The 18,744-nt window shown below is 30.8% G+C and carries 16 protein-coding genes and 1 pseudogene; 3 read left to right on the top strand and 14 right to left on the bottom strand.

Annotation, left to right across the window (positions count from 1 at the left end; translation table 11 throughout):
- Positions 1 to 169 precede the first annotated feature (169 nt).
- Entirely contained in the window at positions 170 to 406 is a 237-nt protein-coding gene (locus RSE15_RS11470) for a DUF465 domain-containing protein (protein ID WP_324068690.1), read from the top strand.
- Positions 407 to 459: 53 nt separating this feature from the next.
- Here RSE15_RS11470 and RSE15_RS11465 read toward each other — a convergent pair whose 3' ends face one another.
- From RSE15_RS11465 to RSE15_RS11440, 6 genes are all read right to left on the bottom strand, one after another.
- Positions 460 to 1,584, bottom strand: coding sequence for a C40 family peptidase (locus RSE15_RS11465; RefSeq protein ID WP_324068689.1), 1,125 nt, complete (start codon positions 1,582 to 1,584; stop codon positions 460 to 462).
- Positions 1,585 to 1,774: 190 nt separating this feature from the next.
- Positions 1,775 to 4,567, bottom strand: a complete 2,793-nt coding sequence (locus RSE15_RS11460) for a bifunctional aconitate hydratase 2/2-methylisocitrate dehydratase (protein WP_324068688.1) — start codon at positions 4,565 to 4,567, stop codon at positions 1,775 to 1,777.
- Positions 4,568 to 5,011: 444 nt separating this feature from the next.
- Complete coding sequence (locus RSE15_RS11455) at positions 5,012 to 5,965, bottom strand: AAA family ATPase (protein ID WP_324068687.1); 954 nt, start codon at positions 5,963 to 5,965, stop codon at positions 5,012 to 5,014.
- Positions 5,966 to 6,044: 79 nt separating this feature from the next.
- The gene (locus RSE15_RS11450; RefSeq protein WP_324068686.1) at positions 6,045 to 7,400 is read right to left on the bottom strand and encodes a peptidylprolyl isomerase; all 1,356 of its coding nucleotides are present in this window, start codon (positions 7,398 to 7,400) and stop codon (positions 6,045 to 6,047) included.
- On the bottom strand, positions 7,384 to 8,235 hold the full coding sequence (locus RSE15_RS11445) for a hypothetical protein (protein ID WP_324068685.1): 852 nt from the start codon (positions 8,233 to 8,235) through the stop codon (positions 7,384 to 7,386). The genes RSE15_RS11450 and RSE15_RS11445 overlap by 17 nt, the downstream gene beginning before the upstream one ends.
- On the bottom strand, positions 8,236 to 10,212 hold the full coding sequence (locus tag RSE15_RS11440) for a peptidylprolyl isomerase (RefSeq protein ID WP_324068684.1): 1,977 nt from the start codon (positions 10,210 to 10,212) through the stop codon (positions 8,236 to 8,238).
- Positions 10,213 to 10,324: 112 nt separating this feature from the next.
- Between RSE15_RS11440 and RSE15_RS11435 the strand changes: the two genes are divergently transcribed.
- Positions 10,325 to 11,920 (top strand): peptide chain release factor 3, encoded by a 1,596-nt coding sequence (locus tag RSE15_RS11435; protein ID WP_324068683.1) that lies wholly within the window; start codon positions 10,325 to 10,327, stop codon positions 11,918 to 11,920.
- A 56-nt stretch (positions 11,921 to 11,976) separates the two neighbouring features.
- Here RSE15_RS11435 and RSE15_RS11430 read toward each other — a convergent pair whose 3' ends face one another.
- The 3 genes from RSE15_RS11430 to ffh all read right to left on the bottom strand — a co-directional run bounded on the left by RSE15_RS11430 (position 11,977) and on the right by ffh (position 14,834).
- Positions 11,977 to 12,303 carry a hypothetical protein gene (locus RSE15_RS11430; protein WP_324068682.1) on the bottom strand — a complete coding sequence of 109 codons (327 nt, stop codon included), beginning with the start codon at positions 12,301 to 12,303 and terminating at the stop codon, positions 11,977 to 11,979.
- Between the two features lie 172 nt (positions 12,304 to 12,475).
- On the bottom strand, positions 12,476 to 13,357 hold the full coding sequence (locus RSE15_RS11425; protein ID WP_324068681.1) for a bifunctional 5,10-methylenetetrahydrofolate dehydrogenase/5,10-methenyltetrahydrofolate cyclohydrolase: 882 nt from the start codon (positions 13,355 to 13,357) through the stop codon (positions 12,476 to 12,478).
- Between the two features lie 130 nt (positions 13,358 to 13,487).
- Complete coding sequence (gene ffh / locus RSE15_RS11420; RefSeq protein WP_324068680.1) at positions 13,488 to 14,834, bottom strand: signal recognition particle protein; 1,347 nt, start codon at positions 14,832 to 14,834, stop codon at positions 13,488 to 13,490.
- A 210-nt stretch (positions 14,835 to 15,044) separates the two neighbouring features.
- On the opposite strand from ffh, the gene RSE15_RS11415 reads away from it, so the two are divergent.
- Positions 15,045 to 15,347 carry a YbjQ family protein gene (locus tag RSE15_RS11415; RefSeq protein ID WP_008254165.1) on the top strand — a complete coding sequence of 101 codons (303 nt, stop codon included), beginning with the start codon at positions 15,045 to 15,047 and terminating at the stop codon, positions 15,345 to 15,347.
- A 60-nt stretch (positions 15,348 to 15,407) separates the two neighbouring features.
- Here the strand turns inward: RSE15_RS11415 and RSE15_RS11410 are convergent, their stop codons facing one another.
- The 5 genes and pseudogenes from RSE15_RS11410 to RSE15_RS11390 form a co-directional block, all read right to left on the bottom strand.
- Complete coding sequence (locus RSE15_RS11410) at positions 15,408 to 15,875, bottom strand: hypothetical protein (RefSeq protein WP_324068679.1); 468 nt, start codon at positions 15,873 to 15,875, stop codon at positions 15,408 to 15,410.
- Between the two features lie 45 nt (positions 15,876 to 15,920).
- Entirely contained in the window at positions 15,921 to 16,013 is a 93-nt protein-coding gene (locus RSE15_RS11405) for a hypothetical protein (RefSeq protein ID WP_324070460.1), read from the bottom strand.
- A 7-nt stretch (positions 16,014 to 16,020) separates the two neighbouring features.
- Positions 16,021 to 16,626 (bottom strand): annotated as a pseudogene (locus RSE15_RS11400) (TolC family protein); the annotation flags it as partial.
- Positions 16,627 to 16,771: 145 nt separating this feature from the next.
- A complete protein-coding gene (locus RSE15_RS11395; protein ID WP_324068677.1) occupies positions 16,772 to 16,978 on the bottom strand; it encodes a hypothetical protein in 207 nt (68 codons plus the stop codon).
- A gap of 109 nt (positions 16,979 to 17,087) precedes the next feature.
- Positions 17,088 to 18,686 carry a hypothetical protein gene (locus RSE15_RS11390; RefSeq protein WP_324068676.1) on the bottom strand — a complete coding sequence of 533 codons (1,599 nt, stop codon included), beginning with the start codon at positions 18,684 to 18,686 and terminating at the stop codon, positions 17,088 to 17,090.
- Between the last annotated feature and the right edge of the window lie 58 nt (positions 18,687 to 18,744).

The following is an 18,744-nucleotide window of genomic DNA, read 5'->3' as shown; positions in this document are numbered from 1 at the left end:
GGTGAGAAATTTAATGTAGAAATTAAAAAAATATTACAACCCGAACAGATAGAAAAATACGAAAAATTAATTTCAAAGAACAAAAAATAATGTTCGAAAATGATAATTATCATATACCTTTTTAGAATTGATTACTAATTTTGAGTATAGAAATTTTAAAACTCACATTATGATAACTAAACACCCTATTTACCAAGATTTCCCTGAATACGCAGACCAAATTAAAGATCTATATCATAACAATGATGAGTTTCAGGTTTTATTACATTCATATACCGATTTAGACGAAAAAATCTATAAAATAGAAAAAGATGAAGAGCTTGCTATGAATGATGAATTATCAAAACTTAGAAAAGATCGTGTATTCTTAAAAGATGAAATTTTTACTTTTTTAAAAAATAGTTAAAAAATGTATAAGCATAAAAAAACCGTTTTAACAACGGTTTTTTTATGCTTTATTTAATTCTCTATAACTCTGTTAATTTGAACAAAACGTCTTTTATAATAAGGTTCTTCGCTTGATGAAATAATAACCCCTGCTTGAACTGAAGAATGAATGAATTTAATTTCATCACCATTTATTTCTGTTATCATTCCAACATGATTAACACTTCCTCTTCCATTAGTTGTAAAAAAAATCAAATCGCCTTTTTGAGCCTGATCTCTATCAATTCTATAACCTGCTCCTACAGCCATTGCACTTGAAGAACGAGGTAATGTCATATCAATATTTTTAAAGGTAGTAAACATCAAACCAGAACAATCAAAGCCCGCACTTGTGGTACCTCCGCCTCTATAACGAGTACCAAGATACTGAGAAGCCTTAGCAATTAAAAATTCAACTTTAGAAAGATTTTCAAAAGAAATTTCACCAGCTTCTTTTGGAACTTCAACCACAATATTTTGATTTTTTTCTAATTCAACATTTCCTTTTTTAATAACAACTTCATATCCAATTGGTAAATTAGCAACAATTTCAGGATTCATTTCTTCCAAATCTCTAACACTAACTTTATATTTTTTTGAAAGTTGATACAACGTCTCCCCTTTTTGCACTATATGAAACTGATTTCCTAATTCGTCTAAACATAAATTAGTATCTTTATTAGTTGATGGAACATCTATTTTCACATCTTCAATAGCTTTCTTTTTTTTAGGTTTTGCAATTTTTTTTTTTGCTAAAACTACAATTTCATCACCTATTTGGATAGCTTCCGGTTTAATATCTGGATTTAATTCGATTAGTTTTTCTAAAGTAATATTGTATTTCTTTGCTATTTTATAAAGTGATTCGCCTGATTCTACAGTATGAATTTCTGAATTTGTATTCTTTGAGGAAGCAACTTCTTTCTTATCTTTTGATTTGTTTTTCTTATTTGGAATTAACAAAACCGTTTTTAATTGTAGCAAAGCGCCTTTTGATTTGGGATTTAATTCATAAATATCAGACTCACTAACCTTATATTTTTTAGCAATAGAATAAATAGATTCTCCTTCTACTACAGTGTGCTTAATCGTCTTTTGCGAATAAACAAAGCTAGAACCTAGGAAAAATAAAAAAAATATAATTTGTATAGCCTTCATTTTGAATTAGTTTATATGGATTGCAGTTAATTTAAGGATTGCAAGTTAAAAAAAACTCCTTTAAAATAGGGAGATTTAACATTATTTTAAAGTCAAATATATTTCTCAAAAGAATACGAACATTCATAAAAAAAGCCTAAATCAATTACGACTTAGGCTTTCTTTAATTTATATATAATTCACTAGTTTATTAATTATTCACTAATAACTTATGTGATGGTGCAAACTGTGTCAAATTAATACCTTCTACAGCTTTTTTATATTCTTCAATTGTTGGAGTTCTTCCTAAAATTGTTGACAACACTACCACAGGCGTAGATGAAAGTAAAGATTCACCTTTTTTACCTTCAGCATCTTCCACAACTCTACCTTGAAACAAACGAGTCGAAGTTGCCATAACTGTATCACCTTTAGAAGCTTTTTCTTGGTTACCCATACATAGATTACAACCAGGACGTTCTAAATACAACATGTTTTCGTATTCTGTACGAGCTGCTGCTTTTGGAGCATTATCATCAAATTCAAAGCCAGAGTATTTTCTTAAAACTTCCCAATCACCTTCCGCTTTTAATTCATCTACAATGTTATAGGTAGGTGGAGCGACTACTAAAGGTGCTTTGAATTCAACTTTACCTGTTTGCGCTTCTACATTTTTAAGCATTTGCGCTAAAATTTTCATATCTCCTTTATGAACCATACACGAACCAATAAATCCAAGATCTACTTTTTTGGTTCCTCCATAAAATGAAAGTGGTCGAATTGTATCATGCGTATAACGTTTTGAAACGTCAGCATTATTTACATCTGGATCAGCAATCATTGGTTCATTAATAATATCTAAATCGATTACCACTTCAGCATAATACTTAGCATTTGCATCTGGCGTCAATGCAGGTTTTTCACCTGATTTAATTTCAGCAATCCTTTTATTTGCAATATTAATTAATCCTTTTAAAACTTGCTTTTCATTATCCATGCCTTTATCAATCATAATCTGGATTCTTCCTTTAGCAATTTCCAATGATTCGATTAATGTATCGTCTTCCGAAATACAAATTGAAGCTTTAGCTTTCATTTCTGCAGTCCAATCTGTAAAGGTAAATGCTTGGTCAGCGGTAAGTGTACCAATATGCACTTCAATAATTCTACCTTGGAATACATTTTCTCCACCAAACTGCTGTAACATTTGCGACTGAGTAGCATGAACAACATCACGGAAATCCATATAATTTTCCATGTGACCTTTAAAAGTCACTTTTACTGATTCTGGAATAGGCATTGAAGCTTCACCAGTTGCTAAAGCAAGAGCTACCGTTCCAGAATCCGCACCAAATGCAACCCCTTTAGACATTCTAGTGTGTGAATCGCCACCAATAATAATAGCCCATTCATCAACTGTAATATCATTCAAAACTTTATGAATAACATCTGTCATTGCAGGATAAACACCTTTAGGATCACGAGCTGTAATCAAACCAAAATCATTCATAAACTTCATCAATCTTGGAATGTTTGCTTTTGATTTATTGTCCCAAACTGAAGCTGTATGACATCCCGATTGGTATGCACCATCAACAATAGGTGAAATTACTGTAGCAGCCATAGACTCTAATTCCTGAGAAGTCATTAAACCCGTTGTATCTTGCGAACCTACAATATTTACAGTAACACGTACATCAGATCTAGCATGTAAAACTTTACCTGGAGTATTTCCTACTGCATTTTTATTAAATATTTTTTCTACCGCTGTTAATCCTTGTCCAGCTATTGAAACCTCTTTAGAAGGAGCAAAAACAGGTACAATATCAATACCCAACATTTTTGAAGCAAACGTTTGTAATTTTTTTCCAAAAACAATAGCGTAAGAACCACCAGCTTTGATGAATTCCATTTTTTGAGGTGTAAATGATCTTGAAATATCAATCAATTCATGATCACCACTATATAATTTTTTTGTTTTAGTATTGATAGTCAAAACCGTTCCACTTGCTACCGAATACACTTGCTCTAAAATTGGATCACCATTAACATCACGAACTAATTCTCCGTTTGCATCTGTTTTCTTAACCCAGTTTTTCAAGTCAATTCCAATACCGCCTGTTACATCAACTGTAGTAAGGAAAATTGGAGAAATACCATTTGTTCCTGCAACAATAGGTGCGATGTTAATAAAAGGAACATAAGGACTAGCTTGTTTACCAGACCAAAGCGCTACGTTATTAACACCTGACATTCTAGATGATCCAACACCCATCGTTCCTTTTTCTGCAATCAACATGACACTTTTATCTGGATGTTGAGCTTTAAGCGCCTCAATTCCTTGTTGAGCTGCTGGTGAAATAAAACATTTTCCATGCAATTCACGATCTGAACGAGAATGCGCTTGATTACCTGGCGAAAGCAAATCGGTTGAAATATCACCTTCTCCAGCTATAAAAGTTACAACTTTAATTTCTTCTGCTACTTCTGGAAGCTTAGTAAAAAATTCAGCTTTTGCATAACTTTCTAAAATATCTTTAGCTATTGCACTACCATCTTTATAAGCAGCTGCTAAGCGGTCAGTATCTGCTTCATACAAATAAACTTGCGTTTTAAGTACTTCAGCAGCATCTTTAGCAATTGACTCATTATTTCCTAAAGCTAAATCTAATAAAACTTTAATAGAAGGTCCGCCTTTCATATGAGATAATAACTCAAATGCAAAAGCAGTAGAAATTTCATTTACAGCAGATTCACCTAGAATAATTTCTTTTAAAAATTCAGCTTTTTTAGCAGCTGCAGGTGTAGTTCCTGGAACTACGTTGTAAATAAAAAACTTAAGAGAATCTTCGCGATCAGCGTTAGTAATATCTTTAATCTGAGAAATGATTTCGTTTAATAAATCAGCTCCATCAATAGGTTTTGGATGAAGTCCTTGAGTTTTACGATCTTCAATTTCTTTAAGATATTCTTTATAAAGACTTGTGTTATTATCTAATGACATACTTTTATATAATTAGTGTTTATTTTTATGCTACAAATTTAATGAATCTTAATCAAATTTAAAAATTTTTAATAAAAAGGCTGATTAAAAGAATAATCAATTGCAAAGATTGTTATTTACTAATAATAATTCAACAAAAAATACCATAATAGCAGATATATTATATAAAATATAATTTAATCCCAAAGTATTAAATAAATCAGCAAAAAGTAAATCAGCAATAAATAGAATACAAATTAAATAATTGAAAAATCAATTTCTTCAACTCATATTTTTTTTAAATTACAAAAAATGAATAACTCGTAAAAGCTTCAAAATAGATTATTACACATTACTAAATTAATAAATGAAGTTTACCTTCATGTGAATTCGAAAACTTTTTTGAAGCATATATTCTGTACTTAAATAAAAAAATATAAAATTACTACTAACTAAAAAAGCTGTTTAAAACAGCTTTTTTATTATATCTTCTTCTGTAATACCTTCAGCATCTGCTTTATAATTTTTCACTATTCTGTGACGAAGAATTCCTGTTGCAACAGCTTTTACATCTTCTATATCAGGGGAATACTTTCCATTAAAAGCAGCATTGGTTTTAGCCGCTAAAATTAAATTTTGCGACGCACGAGGACCAGCACCCCAATCGATATACGTTTTTACAAATTCATTTGAGAGTGGATTATCTGGACGTGTTTTACTCACCAATGTTACAGCGTATTCAATTACATTATCTGTGACAGGCATCTTACGAATAACATTCTGAAAATCAATAATTTCTTCAGCAGTAAACAAAGGATTAACAACAGGTTTAAGATTGGAAGTTGTTGCTTTTACCACATCAACTTCTTCTTGAAAAGAAGGATAATCTAATTTTATAGCAAACATAAAACGATCTAATTGTGCTTCAGGTAATGGATAAGTTCCTTCTTGTTCAATAGGATTTTGAGTTGCTAAAACAAAATAAGGCAAATCTAATTTATAATGACGACCTGCCACCGTAACTGCACGTTCTTGCATTGCCTCAAGCAAAGCTGCTTGTGTTTTAGGTGGCGTTCTATTGATTTCATCCGCCAAGATAATATTAGAAAAAATTGGTCCTTTAATGAATTTAAAATGGCGGTTTTCATCTAAAATCTCACTACCCAATATATCAGATGGCATTAAATCAGGTGTAAATTGAATACGTTTAAAATCTAAGCCTAAAGCTTGGGAAATAGTATTCACCATTAATGTTTTTGCTAAACCAGGCACACCAACCAATAAGGCATGTCCGCCAGAAAAAATACTTAACACAATTTGATGCACTACTTCATCCTGACCAACTATTACTTTAGCAATTTCTTGTTTTAAAGCTTTTTGTTTTTGAACTAATTCCTGAATGATTGTTACGTCTGACATATTTCACATTATTATTAAAGGACTAAATTAAGAAAAAAATATTAAAAAAACCCTCTGAAAATTCAAAGGGTTGGTTAATTTATTTCTTAAACCAATTGTTTGCAAACTCACAATCTTTATAATCATCCGAAATCTTAATATACGTTTCTTTGATTTTTTCTTCTGTCCATTTTGCAATTTCTTTGATTTGCTTATCTCTAAGTGCTAATTCTTTAATTTTAATATAATCTCTAGAAAAATCAGCCTGATGCTCTTCAATTCTATTATTAACTGTAATTATTTTATAAAACTTACCAGCACCTCTTTCCTCATCTAATATTGGTAATGAAATTTCATTATCCTTTAATGCAGAAACTTGCGCATATAAAACAGGATCCATTTTAGTTAATTCAAATCTAGGTTCCATTGTTCTTGGATTTAACAAAACACCACCACTATTACGTGTTTCTTTTTGATCTGAAGATGATTTTGCCGCTTCTGCAAACGTAATTTCTTTATTTATGATTTTATTTCTAATTTGTTCTATTTTCTCTTTAGCATCTTTCATGGCTTGCGTAGAAACTTTTGGTGAAATAAGAATGTGACGTAATTCTACTTCTTGTCCTTTAATTTTTTCTACCATTATAATATGATAACCAAATTCTGTTTCAAATGGTGCAGAAATTTCTCCTTCAGCTAAGCTAAATGCAACATCTTTAAATTCTTTAACAAAAGCAGTTTTACGATTCATTTTATAAAAACCTCCATTTGAACTTGAACCTGGATCTTCAGAAAACAAAACAGCTTTACTAAAAAAACTAGAACCATTTAAAACATCTTGACGAATTTCATTTAGTTTATCCAATACTCTTTTCTTTTCACTTTCTTCAATAATTGGATTAACTACAATTTGAGCCACTTCCATTTCTGCTCCAAATGTTGGAATTTCATCTGCTGGAATAGTTTTAAAGAAATTTCTAACTTCTTCTGGTGTAATTTCAACTGCATCAACAATTTTTTTTTGCATTTGAGAAGTCAGTTTGTTCATTTTAACAGCATCGAAAAAATGGCTTCTTAACTCATCTACATTCTTTTTGTTGTAATATTTTACTACTTTTTCAATTGAACCAATTTGTTCAACAGCAGCATCTAACTGTTCGTTCAAGTATGAATTAACTTCTGCATCGGTTACCACAATACTATCTTGAATAGCTTGATGTGCATATAACTTATCTTCAAGCTGTTTTCCAAACAACTCACAACGTGTAATATCTTTAACATCTACACCTTGCGCTTTAAGTGTGATATAATCTAAATCAATATCAGAATCTAACACAACATAATCTCCTACAACCGCAACTACACCATCTACTTTAAGCTTTTTAGGTTGAGCAACTGCTACAACTGAAGTAACAAATAACAGTATTACTAGTATCTTTTTATTCATAAATTTCATATTTATTGTCTTTGATTGCGTCATTCGTAATCTCTTTTTCTAAAGTGTTAATTAATTTTAATTTTCTATTATTTATGATAATCTGTTTAATTGTGGGTCTTAAAAACTCAAGAGGTGTTGAACTATTTTTAGGTAAAACTTTATTAACCTTAACTAACCAAACCGTACTAGAATCAGGATATTGAAAATTCATACCACTGGATATATATTTTTGCTTATTCTCAATATTTATAAATGGTATTTTCTCATAAACCTGATTGATATCAACCCAAATTGAGTCATTAAAAGCATAACTTTTAAATTGAACTGCAAGCTGTTCTAACTCGTTTTTATCTTTCTTGGTAAAGGAACTAAACTTTGATTTAACTTTTGCAAATTTTGGATTTTCTTTAACTAAATTAACATATCTTAACTTAACAAGTTCATCTGAATTCTTAAAGTATTGTTTATTTTTATTGTAATAATCTACAATTTGATCTTCGGTAACTAAAGTATCTATTTGTCTAATTACCAAGTTTTCTATATACGCCTTAGTATATAAATCAACTTTATATTGTTCTATCAAAACATTAAATTCATCCAATTGACTTTTACCAATGTTTTTTTCAGCAGCTTCAAAAAGCAACTTTTTAGTTGCCCATTGACCAATAAACGATTTAACTATGGCGATACTATCCTGTTTTGAAGTTCCCTTTGGAACTAAATCTAAAATATCTGCTTCAAACAAATAATTTTCACCTACGCGCGCAATTGCTTTTGGTTTTCTTGGTGCTTTAAAGTAATCACACGAAGTAACCATTAAGAGTAAAATTAGTATTTGAAAACAATATTTCATCTAGTTTTTTAATTGATTTTTTACCTTCGAAAAAACGTCAGTATTAATCTTTATTGTAAATTCACTTTTTAATTCATCAACCCAATTATTCTCCAAAAATTGTTGATAATCACTAATAACTTTCCCTTTACATTCAGACAATTCTTTTACTCCTGCTGGCTTTGTATCTGTCACATTAACAACAAAAAAGTATTGATCTTTGGCAATGATATTAGTTACACCTTTAGATAGATTTTGAAAATTAGACAAAACATCATAATCTTCTTCATACAAACCTGACTTTGACATTACATTAACTTTGCCATCTTTATTCAATTGCTCTTTAATGTAATCTAAAGATTTTCCTTTTGCTAAAAATTTTTGAGCTTTTTCTACAATTTTCTTATCAGTTGATGATAATATATCTACATTATATCTTTTCTTCCATTGGTAATTTTTACTGTTCTTTTGAAAGAAATCTTGCAAACCAATAGTGTCATTTTTAGCTCTGTTCCATATTTCCTTTTCCATTAAATCAAATAATAACAAACCATCTCTGTATTCATCCATTACATTTTTAAACTCTGGAAATTCATTTTCTAAATTTTCATTATAGTAAGCCATTAATTGTTCATCAATAAATTTTTCAAATAATTCATCAACTAATTTAGAAACAGGTCTAGTTTTAATATTTGCCTTTTGTTTAGAAGCAATGAAATCGATAAATAATTTAGAATTTACTTTTTTATCATTATTAATAATTAAAATAGTTCCGTTTGCATCTTTGTTTTTTTCTGGAGCCACCCAAGTTTGAGAATAAAATTCATCCGTAACTACAGCTTTAATTTTAGCTAATAATTTTACATCTTTAGTTACTTTGTATTTTGCTCTCATTGTTTTAGCCAAAGAATTTGTAATCAGCATTGAACGCTCATCTTTTCTGATTTTCTCTTCTAATTCCACTTTCATTTCATCAAATAAACGAACAGGATGTTTTTCAATTAGTTTAACAATATGCCAACCAAATTGCGATTCAAAAGGAACTGAAATTTGATTTTTATCATTCAAGCCAAATGCAACATTTTCAAAAACTTCAGAACTCAATTGTCCTGAACCAAAACGCTGTAAAACACCTCCTTTTGGAGCTGAAGATTTGTCTTCTGAAAATTGTTGTGCTAACGTTTCAAAACTTTCACCTTGTTGAATTTTTTTATAAATATCATCAATTGTAGTTTTTGCTTTTTCATTTTGAGCCGCATCATTTTGTTTAACAATCATAATATGAGCAACCGTAACTTCTCCTCTATTTACTCTTTTGTCAACCACTTTTACAATATGATAGCCAAAACGGGTACGAAAAGGTTTAGAAATCTGACCAACATTTGTATTAAATGCAGCATTTTCAAATGTATAAACCATTCTAAAAGCAGAAAAATAACCTAAATCACCATTATTTTCTTTAACTGAAGGGTCTTCAGAAAATTGTTGCGCTACCGAAATGAAATCCTCTCCAGCTTCTAATCTTTTTTTAATATCTAAAACTTTTGTGTATGCTTTTAAAGTATCTTCAGGTGAGGCACCTTCGTCAACCAAAATTAAAATATGCGAAGCTCTAACTTCTTGTTGCATTCTTTCGTAGGCTTCTCGAACAAGTTCGTTAGTTACTTTTGAATCGTTTAGATAATTCTTTGACAATTGATTTCTGTAAGACTTCAATTCATTTTGATAAGTTGTCCCATTTTGCAAACCAAGTTTATTCGCTTTTTCAACTTTTAATTTGTAGCCTAAAAACAATTCTAAATACTTGTCTAAATCTTTTTGAGAATCATCTTTAACTAAATCTAAATTTTTATTATACACTCTTATGAATTCATCAGTGTAAAAAGCATGATTGTCAATTGTAAATAAAACTTCTTTGGTTTGTGCCGATAAAAAACAAGACACTAATAAAAAAGCAAAAATAAGTAGTCGACTAATTTTCATAATTATTTTATACATTTTAAGTTGTAATCGACAAAAATAACAATTCGATACTATTCCACAACATTTATACGCTAGTATTAACAGAAAATTCTACAAAAAAAGTTACTTTTGCACAAAATTTTGAATAATGAGTTTTATAGAAGAAATTGCAAGAAGACGAACTTTTGGAATTATATCGCATCCCGATGCTGGAAAAACAACTTTAACAGAAAAATTATTGTTGTTTGGTGGCGCAATTCAAGAAGCTGGAGCGGTAAAAAGTAATAAAATTAAAAAAGGAGCTACTTCCGACTTCATGGAAATTGAAAGACAAAGAGGGATTTCGGTAGCAACTTCTGTTTTGGCTTTTAACTATCAAAACAAAAAAATCAACATTTTAGACACGCCTGGTCACAAGGATTTTGCAGAAGATACGTTTAGAACGTTAACAGCTGTAGATAGTGTTATTGTAGTAATAGACGTAGCAAAAGGGGTTGAGGAACAAACAGAAAAACTAGTTGAAGTTTGTAGAATGAGAAACATTCCTATGATTGTTTTCATCAACAAATTAGACCGTGAAGGTAAAGATGCATTTGATTTGATGGACGAAGTGGAGCAAAAATTAAAACTTCGCGTAACACCATTGAGTTTCCCTATTGGAATGGGGTATGATTTTAAAGGTATTTACAATATTTGGGAAAAGAACATCAACCTTTTCGAGGGCGATAGTCGTAAAAACATTGAAGAAACGATTGCTTTTAACGACATTAATAGTCCAGAATTAGAGAAAATTATTGGCGAAAAACCAGCAAATCGCTTACGTGAAGAATTAGAATTAATTGAAGAAGTATATCCAGCATTTAGCCGTGAAGAATATTTAGAAGGCGATTTACAACCCGTTTTCTTTGGTTCGGCTTTGAATAATTTTGGAGTTCGTGAATTATTAGACTGTTTTGTCGAAATTGCGCCAACACCAAGAGCTAAAGAATCAGACACAAGATTAGTTCAACCTGAAGAACAAAAATTAAGCGGATTTGTATTTAAAATTCATGCTAACATGGATCCAAAACATAGAGACCGTTTAGCGTTCATTAAAATTGTATCAGGAACGTTTGAAAAAAACAAACCTTATTTACATGTTCGTTTAGGAAAAAATTTAAAATTCTCAAGTCCAAATGCTTTTTTTGCTGAGAAAAAAGAAATTGTAGACATATCGTATCCTGGTGATATTGTAGGTTTGCATGACACTGGAAACTTCAAGATTGGAGATACGTTAACCGAAGGAGAAATTATGAATTTTAAAGGAATTCCAAGTTTTTCTCCAGAGCATTTTAGATACATCAATAACGCAGATCCATTAAAATCGAAACAATTAGAAAAAGGAGTTGACCAGTTAATGGACGAAGGTGTAGCGCAGTTGTTTACCTTAGAAATGAACGGAAGAAAAGTAATTGGAACCGTAGGAGCGCTTCAATACGAAGTTATCCAATACCGTTTAGAACATGAATATGGTGCGAAATGTACGTATGAAAACTTCCCTGCGTTTAAAGCGTGTTGGGTAAAACCTCAAGATCCTAAAAATGTAGAATTTGCCGAATTTAAACGTGTAAAACAAAAATTCTTAGGTCATGATAAATACGGACAATTGGTTTTTTTAGCCGATAGCGATTTCTCTATACAAATGACCCAACAGAAATACCCAACAGTAGAATTATTCTTTACTTCGGATTATCAGAAGAGATAAATAAAAAAAGCCATTTCGTTTGAAATGGCTTTTCTTTTATAAAAATCAACAGCTTTCTATTCTCTTATAAATTTACCTGAATAACATTGAACATGTAAATCTATTCTACAAATAAAATAATATTCATTTTCTTCAATTTTATAAATTTCAAAATAAGGCTTTTGCTGTACTAACATTTTTTGTAAATCTGTAAGTTTTGATTCATCAATAATTTCATCATTTTCAAGACTAAAACTACAATCTGAAATTTTTATAATTTTAAAATATCTCTTTATATCATTTTCAAATTTATAATAAACATTCCCTTTTATTTCGAATTCATATTTTGGATAATTTTTAAATCTAGTATCATATTCAATCCTATATTTTCCATTTTTAAGCATATGACAATTTTGTGCCTGAACTGAAGCCAAACTAACTATAAACAATGTAAAAAATAAACACTTCATGTTTTTTTATGATTCAAACATTAAATAAATTTAATAGCAATTTCAAATATAAGAATTTTCATAAAAAAGACCTGAAAAATTTCAGGTCTTAGTATTTATTCTTGCATTATCTATTTCTCTTTTGTTCTCTTGCTAACAAAGTGTTTTTTAACAACATTGCAATGGTCATTGGTCCTACTCCACCTGGAACTGGCGTAATGTAAGACGCTTTTTTGGAAACGTTTTCAAAATCTACATCACCCACAATTCTATAGCCTTTCTCGGTGGTTTCGTCTTCAACTCTTGTGATTCCTACATCAATTACAACTACATCGTCTTTTACCATTTCTGCTTTTAAGAAGTTGGGAACACCTAATGCTGAAATTATAATATCTGCTTGCGAAGTTATTTGGTTGATGTTTTTAGAATGGCTGTGCGTAACTGTTACTGTTGAATTCCCAGGAAATCCTTTTCTTCCCATTAAAATTCCCATTGGTCTACCTACAATATGACTTCTTCCGATAACTACGGTGTGTTTTCCATCGGTTGGAACATTGTATCGTTCTAATAATTCTAAAATTCCAAACGGAGTTGCTGGAATAAAAGTAGACATATCTAACGCCATTTTTCCAAAGTTTTCTGGATGGAAACCATCTACATCTTTACTTGGATTAATAGCTTCAATGATTTTTTGGGTGTCGATTTGTTTTGGTAAAGGCAACTGAACAATGAATCCATCAATAGCATCATTTTCGTTCAATTCTTTGATTTTTTTCAAAAGTTCTGTTTCTGAAGTTGTGCTTGGCATTTTAATCAAAGTAGATTCAAAACCAACTCGCTCGCACGATTTTACTTTACTTCCCACATACGTTAAACTCGCTCCATCATTACCAACAATGATGGCTGCTAAATGAGGAACTTTTTCACCATTAGCTTTCATTTGAGCTACCTCAGCAGCGATTTCATTTTTAATATCTTCCGATACTTTTTTTCCGTCTAATAATTGCATTTGCTCTTGTTTCAGGTTTAGTGTTTTGGGTTTAAAGTTGTGTGATACCCAAAACTAATAGTTAGTATATTTAAAAAAAATTAAGGTTTAAAACTTTCATAACTTGAAATTTTAAACCTTAAACTATGATTTATATTTTTGGCATTCCGCCTTTCATTCCGGCCATGGCTTTCATCATGTTTTTTCCGCCACCGCCTTGCATCATTTTCATCATTTTGCTCATTTGGTCAAATTGTTTCATCAATTGATTCACTTGCTCAATTTTTGTTCCCGAACCTTTAGCAATTCTCGTTTTACGTTTTACATCGATTAAAGATGGTTTGCTTCTTTCAATTGGCGTCATTGATTGAATGATAGCTTCAATATGTTTGAACGCATCGTCTTCAATTTCAACATCTTTTAATGCTTTTCCAGCTCCTGGAATCATTCCAACAAGGTCTTTCATATTCCCCATTTTCTTGATTTGCTGAATTTGCGCCAAGAAATCGTCGAAACCAAATTCGTTTTTAGCGATTTTCTTCTGTAATTTTCTTGCTTCTTCTTCGTCGTATTGCTCTTGTGCTCTTTCTACTAAGGAAACAACGTCTCCCATTCCCAAGATTCTATCCGCCATACGATTTGGATAAAACACGTCGATAGCTTCCATTTTTTCACCCGTACCGATGAATTTAATTGGTTTGTTTACTACCGATTTAATTGAAATAGCTGCTCCACCACGCGTATCACCATCTAACTTTGTTAAGATAACTCCGTCAAAATTTAATCTATCGTTGAATGCTTTTGCTGTATTCACGGCATCCTGACCTGTCATAGCATCCACAACAAATAAAGTTTCGTGTGGTTCAATTGCTTTGTGAACGTTTGCAATTTCGTTCATCATTTCCTCATCAACTGCTAAACGACCAGCGGTATCGACAATTACAACATTGAAACCATTTTCTTTAGCATGTTTGATAGCGTTTTGAGCAATTTCAACAGGGTTTTTATTTTCTGGTTCTGAATAAACTTCAACACCAATTTGTCCACCCACAACATGCAACTGGTTAATTGCTGCTGGACGATAAATATCACAAGCTACCAATAAAGGTTTTTTGTTCTTTTTAGTTTTAAGAAAATTAGCTAATTTTCCCGAAAAAGTAGTTTTACCAGAACCTTGTAAACCCGACATCAAAATCACGGTTGGGTTTCCTGATAAATTAATTCCAGCGGCATCACCACCCATTAATTCGGTCAATTCATCTTTAACAATTTTCACCATTAACTGACCTGGCTGTAACGTAGTTAATACGTTTTCACCAATTGCTTTTTCTTTTACTCTTGTAGTAAAATCTTTAGCAATTTTAAAGTTAACGTCGGCATCTAATAATGCTCTACGTACTTCTTTTAAAGTATCGGCAACATTTACATCGGTAATTTTACCATGACCTTTAAGTAGGTGTAACGCTTTATCTAACTTATCGCTTAAATTATCAAACATAATTCTGAATTTGTGTAATGAAGTGCAAAGATAAGATAAAGTTATAAAGTCGCAAAATAGTAGTTTACTTAAAAAATGTTTTCTTGAATTATAATTTCAGAATAATAAACTGTCTGAATTTTAAATTCGGAAGGCATTGGTTTTTTATGTAACAAAATAGAATGCTGTTAGTCTAATTAAAACATAATCAATTTATATAACTAATTAGCCATGATCTTAACAACAACTAATTCAATTGATGGTTTTAGCATTGCAGAGTACAGAGGTATTGTCTCTGGAACAGCAGTAAATATGCAAAAAATGAAAATGACTTTCAACATGCAAAAATATTACGCAGGAATAAGCGAAAGTGTTTCTGAAATCAAAGACCAAGCTTTTGAACAACTAAAATCAAATGCAGAAAAATTAAATGCCAATGCAGTTGTGGGAATTAATGTGGATATTGAATTGACAACCAGTAATTATGTCATAGTAACTATAACAGGGACAGCTGTTAGTATTATTAAAAGATAGTTAAGCATTATTATAAAAAAAACCAGCTTTTGTAGCTGGTTTTTTAGTATTTATTATAAACTAATTCTTTTCAAATGTCAAATAATCAGTTCCTCCATTACCTCCACTAACATCAATTAATTCAATTTTAGTAGCGGTATAACTCACAATTTCCCAATCATCTGTTAAATCATCAGTGAAAGAATTGGGAGCTGGCGCTACAAAAGCAATATTGAAATCTAAATCATTATCTGGATTGTCATCATTGGAAGTACTTGTAGTAACTGACCATGTTCCATTATAACTAGTAGAATTTGAAGCAGTTAAAACTCCATTTGAATTAAACGTAAAAATGTAATTTGAATAATTATTTGTTTCATTCACCCCATTGTCATCATATAATGTAATTCTCCAAGTGCCAGAAGTTACCGTGTTAACAACAGGTGTTGGATTAGCTGTTGAATTAGAATTATCATCATTGGAGCACATTGAAGCTACATTTAAAACAAACAACAATGATAAAATTGAGAATAATTTAAATTTTTTCATAATTTATTTTTTTTAAAAAGCTAAATTATAAAAAATTATTTAACTTTAGTCTTGTATTTTAAATACTTTTCTCAAAATATCTTCCATTAAACACCATTTGGTAATGGATGATTGTAATAAATTAGCGCCTACAAAAATGTTAAACCACTTTTAACAAATCTGTTTTTTGCAACATTCCGTTTTTAAAATAATTTTCAACCAATTTTAAATTGCCCTGCGCAGTTGTATTCGCTTTTTCTAAGACTTTCACTGCTTTGTAAGCCAATTGCAATTGCATGTATGCTTTTGAAACTTCCAATTCTAAATATTCTTTAGTTCGTTCCGTTTGTAATTGAAAAGCGTCCATTTTTTCTTTAGCGGCTTGTCTTGCATATAAACCATCTAAATTAAAAAGAGGTTGTTGTACTTCGATTTTAGTTGCGAAGTTTTGCGTTTTTTCAGGATTATTCAACAACGCAGGATTAAAATCGGAAGCAGTTAAGATTTCCTGATTTAATTTTGACCCAAATGCCATTAACGGATTCGTTGTTGAAATTCCGGTATGCGAAACATTAATATTGGGCAAAAAAAGTGCATTTGATTGACGATAATCCGCTTTAGCGGATTGAAATGATTTTTCGGCCACTTTAATTTGAAGATTATTTTCAGTGACTTTTTGCAACAAATCATTTTTTGAAATCGATAAGGTATCTTGCGCATACAAATTGGCAGTTCCCAAAGCAATTACTATTACTAGTTTGATTTTCTTCATCATTTTGTTTTCATTTTATTACTGAACAAAAGTACGATGCCAAAAAACCATAGTCGGTAACAAGATTTACACAGACTTGTAATATATGTTACATAAAAAAACGCCCCGATAAAATCGAGGCGTTTTGAATTTGTTTAGCAAAAAACTATTCAGCTTTTTTCTCAGCAGCTTTTTTAGATGAACAACATCCACCAGTTTTAGCATCAGAACCACATGATTTTTTATCTGAAGTTGAACATGATTTTTCAGTTTTAGTGGTTTCTTTTTTTGCTTTTTTCTTTGGCTCTTGAGCGTTAACATTCATTGAAAACATAAAAGCTGCAACAGCTAGGATAGAAACTAATTTTTTCATTGTATTTATTTTTAAATTGTTATTTATTCTTTTTTGTTGGCATTATACTATTACAAATATATATAATTTTAGAAATAGTACTCTTAATATTTTATTAATTTAACAGTTATTACTTTTTAATAACTTTTTGAGATCTATAAAATTTATCATCAAAAATAAAAGTAATAATCACAAATTCTGATTGAATAGAATTCAAATCAAAACTCATTGTATTGAAACCCTGTTTTACATCTTCGATCTCACCTTCTTCAACAATTTTACCTTCTATAGTAGTTAAAATATAGTTGACTTTTGCTAAATACGGTATATCAAACTGAATTCTAACAGTGTCATTTGTTGTTGGATTAGGCGAAACACTAAAGGAAAAAGGATTTTTTCCCTCGATTTGAGGTGTGCTCAATGAGGTGTTTTTAACTAATTTCACTTCATATACAGTTGGATCGGCACTCGTTAAATTAGTTTGATTATCTGTAAATGCTGAAAGAGAAGAACTTTGTATACCTCCAAATAAATGTCCAATTACAAATTCATTCGCTATAATATTTGACAGTTGAATAACTTCATTTGAATAATGTGGAAGTGATTCATTTGGAATAAATTCGGCTCCAGCTCCTTTTAAATTTGGCATTTCAACAGGTAATTGATATTCAAATAAATCTCCTGATGAAGTTCGAGTTGTTCTACTAATTGTTTTTACAAACGGAACCGTATTATCCTGAACTAAATTACCCGCTTGATAATAATACTGACTCATGCCTCCAAAAAATAAATTGTGCATTTGATTTAACGTAGCATCATATAAACAAGCTTTTCCACTGTGATAATTACTCAAATATTGATTGAATTGAGTTTGCGGATAATAACCCGATGACTTTATATCAACCGGATATAAAAATGGCAAATCAACCGCAATTTGAAATACGCCTGACGAAATGGTATATCCTAATTCACCATCAGGAAATACTTGAGGCAATAAATTATAATCTCGACGGTGTAAATGAACCGCATCTACAATTTCTTCATAATTAGCATAACTCAAACTCGCTCCCGAATTATCAATCGTGAATTTTCGGATAGCATTCGAATACGTTTGGGTAAACGTTGGATTGTTCATTGGGTTATATCTTCCATCAAAACGATGTCCACCTACCAAATAAAAAGTAGTGCCAATTTTTGCTAATTGCCCACCCGTAATCGCAAAAACATCATTTGAGATTTGTTTGAAATAAGATGTTATTGGAGTTCCTGCTATAATAGCATTTATCAAATTCGGCACATCAACTGAAGTTAAATTATTGAACGTTTTGTGATCGGCAGCCAAAGTGGCATAAGCATATCCGCCCACGATAAACAAGTCATCTCCGTCTTGATAAAAATTCATATTAGTTGATTGTAACTGCTCTTTAATTCCTGTTGGAAGAGAATTCACTGAAGCCGACCATGATTGTTGGGTAGCAATATCAACTACATATAAATCCGTATTATTTTGCGCTCCAGGAAAAGCATTAAAAGGCTGACGTTCGTGAACACCATCTTTTCTTCCGCCAATAATAAGCCATTTACCATTATGTTGGGCAAAAGCATACGAATGTAATCCTGGCAAACCTGAAACGGTTACTGGTATTAACACCACATCATAATCAAATGTTGTTTGTGCTATTGATGATTGTAAAAACATTAACAATAACAGCATGAAATATTTTTTCATTGTATAAAATTATAAGTTAAGCTCCTGAAAAAACAGGAACCATAAATAAACTTTTTAA

It is taken from the genome of Flavobacterium sp. (assembly GCF_035195345.1).
Taxonomy (GTDB): Bacteria; Bacteroidota; Bacteroidia; order Flavobacteriales; family Flavobacteriaceae; genus Flavobacterium.
Note: the sequence above shows the minus strand (reverse complement) of the source record. Positions and strands in the feature narration are given on the sequence as shown.

Coding starts and splice junctions, on each gene's coding strand:
- RSE15_RS11470 (WP_324068690.1), top strand. CDS start 170: ATGATAACTAAACACCCTATTTACCAAGATTTCCCTGAATACGCAGAC.
- RSE15_RS11465 (WP_324068689.1), bottom strand. CDS start 1,584: ATGAAGGCTATACAAATTATATTTTTTTTATTTTTCCTAGGTTCTAGC.
- RSE15_RS11460 (WP_324068688.1), bottom strand. CDS start 4,567: ATGTCATTAGATAATAACACAAGTCTTTATAAAGAATATCTTAAAGAA.
- RSE15_RS11455 (WP_324068687.1), bottom strand. CDS start 5,965: ATGTCAGACGTAACAATCATTCAGGAATTAGTTCAAAAACAAAAAGCT.
- RSE15_RS11450 (WP_324068686.1), bottom strand. CDS start 7,400: ATGAAATTTATGAATAAAAAGATACTAGTAATACTGTTATTTGTTACT.
- RSE15_RS11445 (WP_324068685.1), bottom strand. CDS start 8,235: ATGAAATATTGTTTTCAAATACTAATTTTACTCTTAATGGTTACTTCG.
- RSE15_RS11440 (WP_324068684.1), bottom strand. CDS start 10,212: ATGTATAAAATAATTATGAAAATTAGTCGACTACTTATTTTTGCTTTT.
- RSE15_RS11435 (WP_324068683.1), top strand. CDS start 10,325: ATGAGTTTTATAGAAGAAATTGCAAGAAGACGAACTTTTGGAATTATA.
- RSE15_RS11430 (WP_324068682.1), bottom strand. CDS start 12,303: ATGCTTAAAAATGGAAAATATAGGATTGAATATGATACTAGATTTAAA.
- RSE15_RS11425 (WP_324068681.1), bottom strand. CDS start 13,357: ATGCAATTATTAGACGGAAAAAAAGTATCGGAAGATATTAAAAATGAA.
- ffh (WP_324068680.1), bottom strand. CDS start 14,834: ATGTTTGATAATTTAAGCGATAAGTTAGATAAAGCGTTACACCTACTT.
- RSE15_RS11415 (WP_008254165.1), top strand. CDS start 15,045: ATGATCTTAACAACAACTAATTCAATTGATGGTTTTAGCATTGCAGAG.
- RSE15_RS11410 (WP_324068679.1), bottom strand. CDS start 15,875: ATGAAAAAATTTAAATTATTCTCAATTTTATCATTGTTGTTTGTTTTA.
- RSE15_RS11395 (WP_324068677.1), bottom strand. CDS start 16,978: ATGAAAAAATTAGTTTCTATCCTAGCTGTTGCAGCTTTTATGTTTTCA.
- RSE15_RS11390 (WP_324068676.1), bottom strand. CDS start 18,686: ATGAAAAAATATTTCATGCTGTTATTGTTAATGTTTTTACAATCATCA.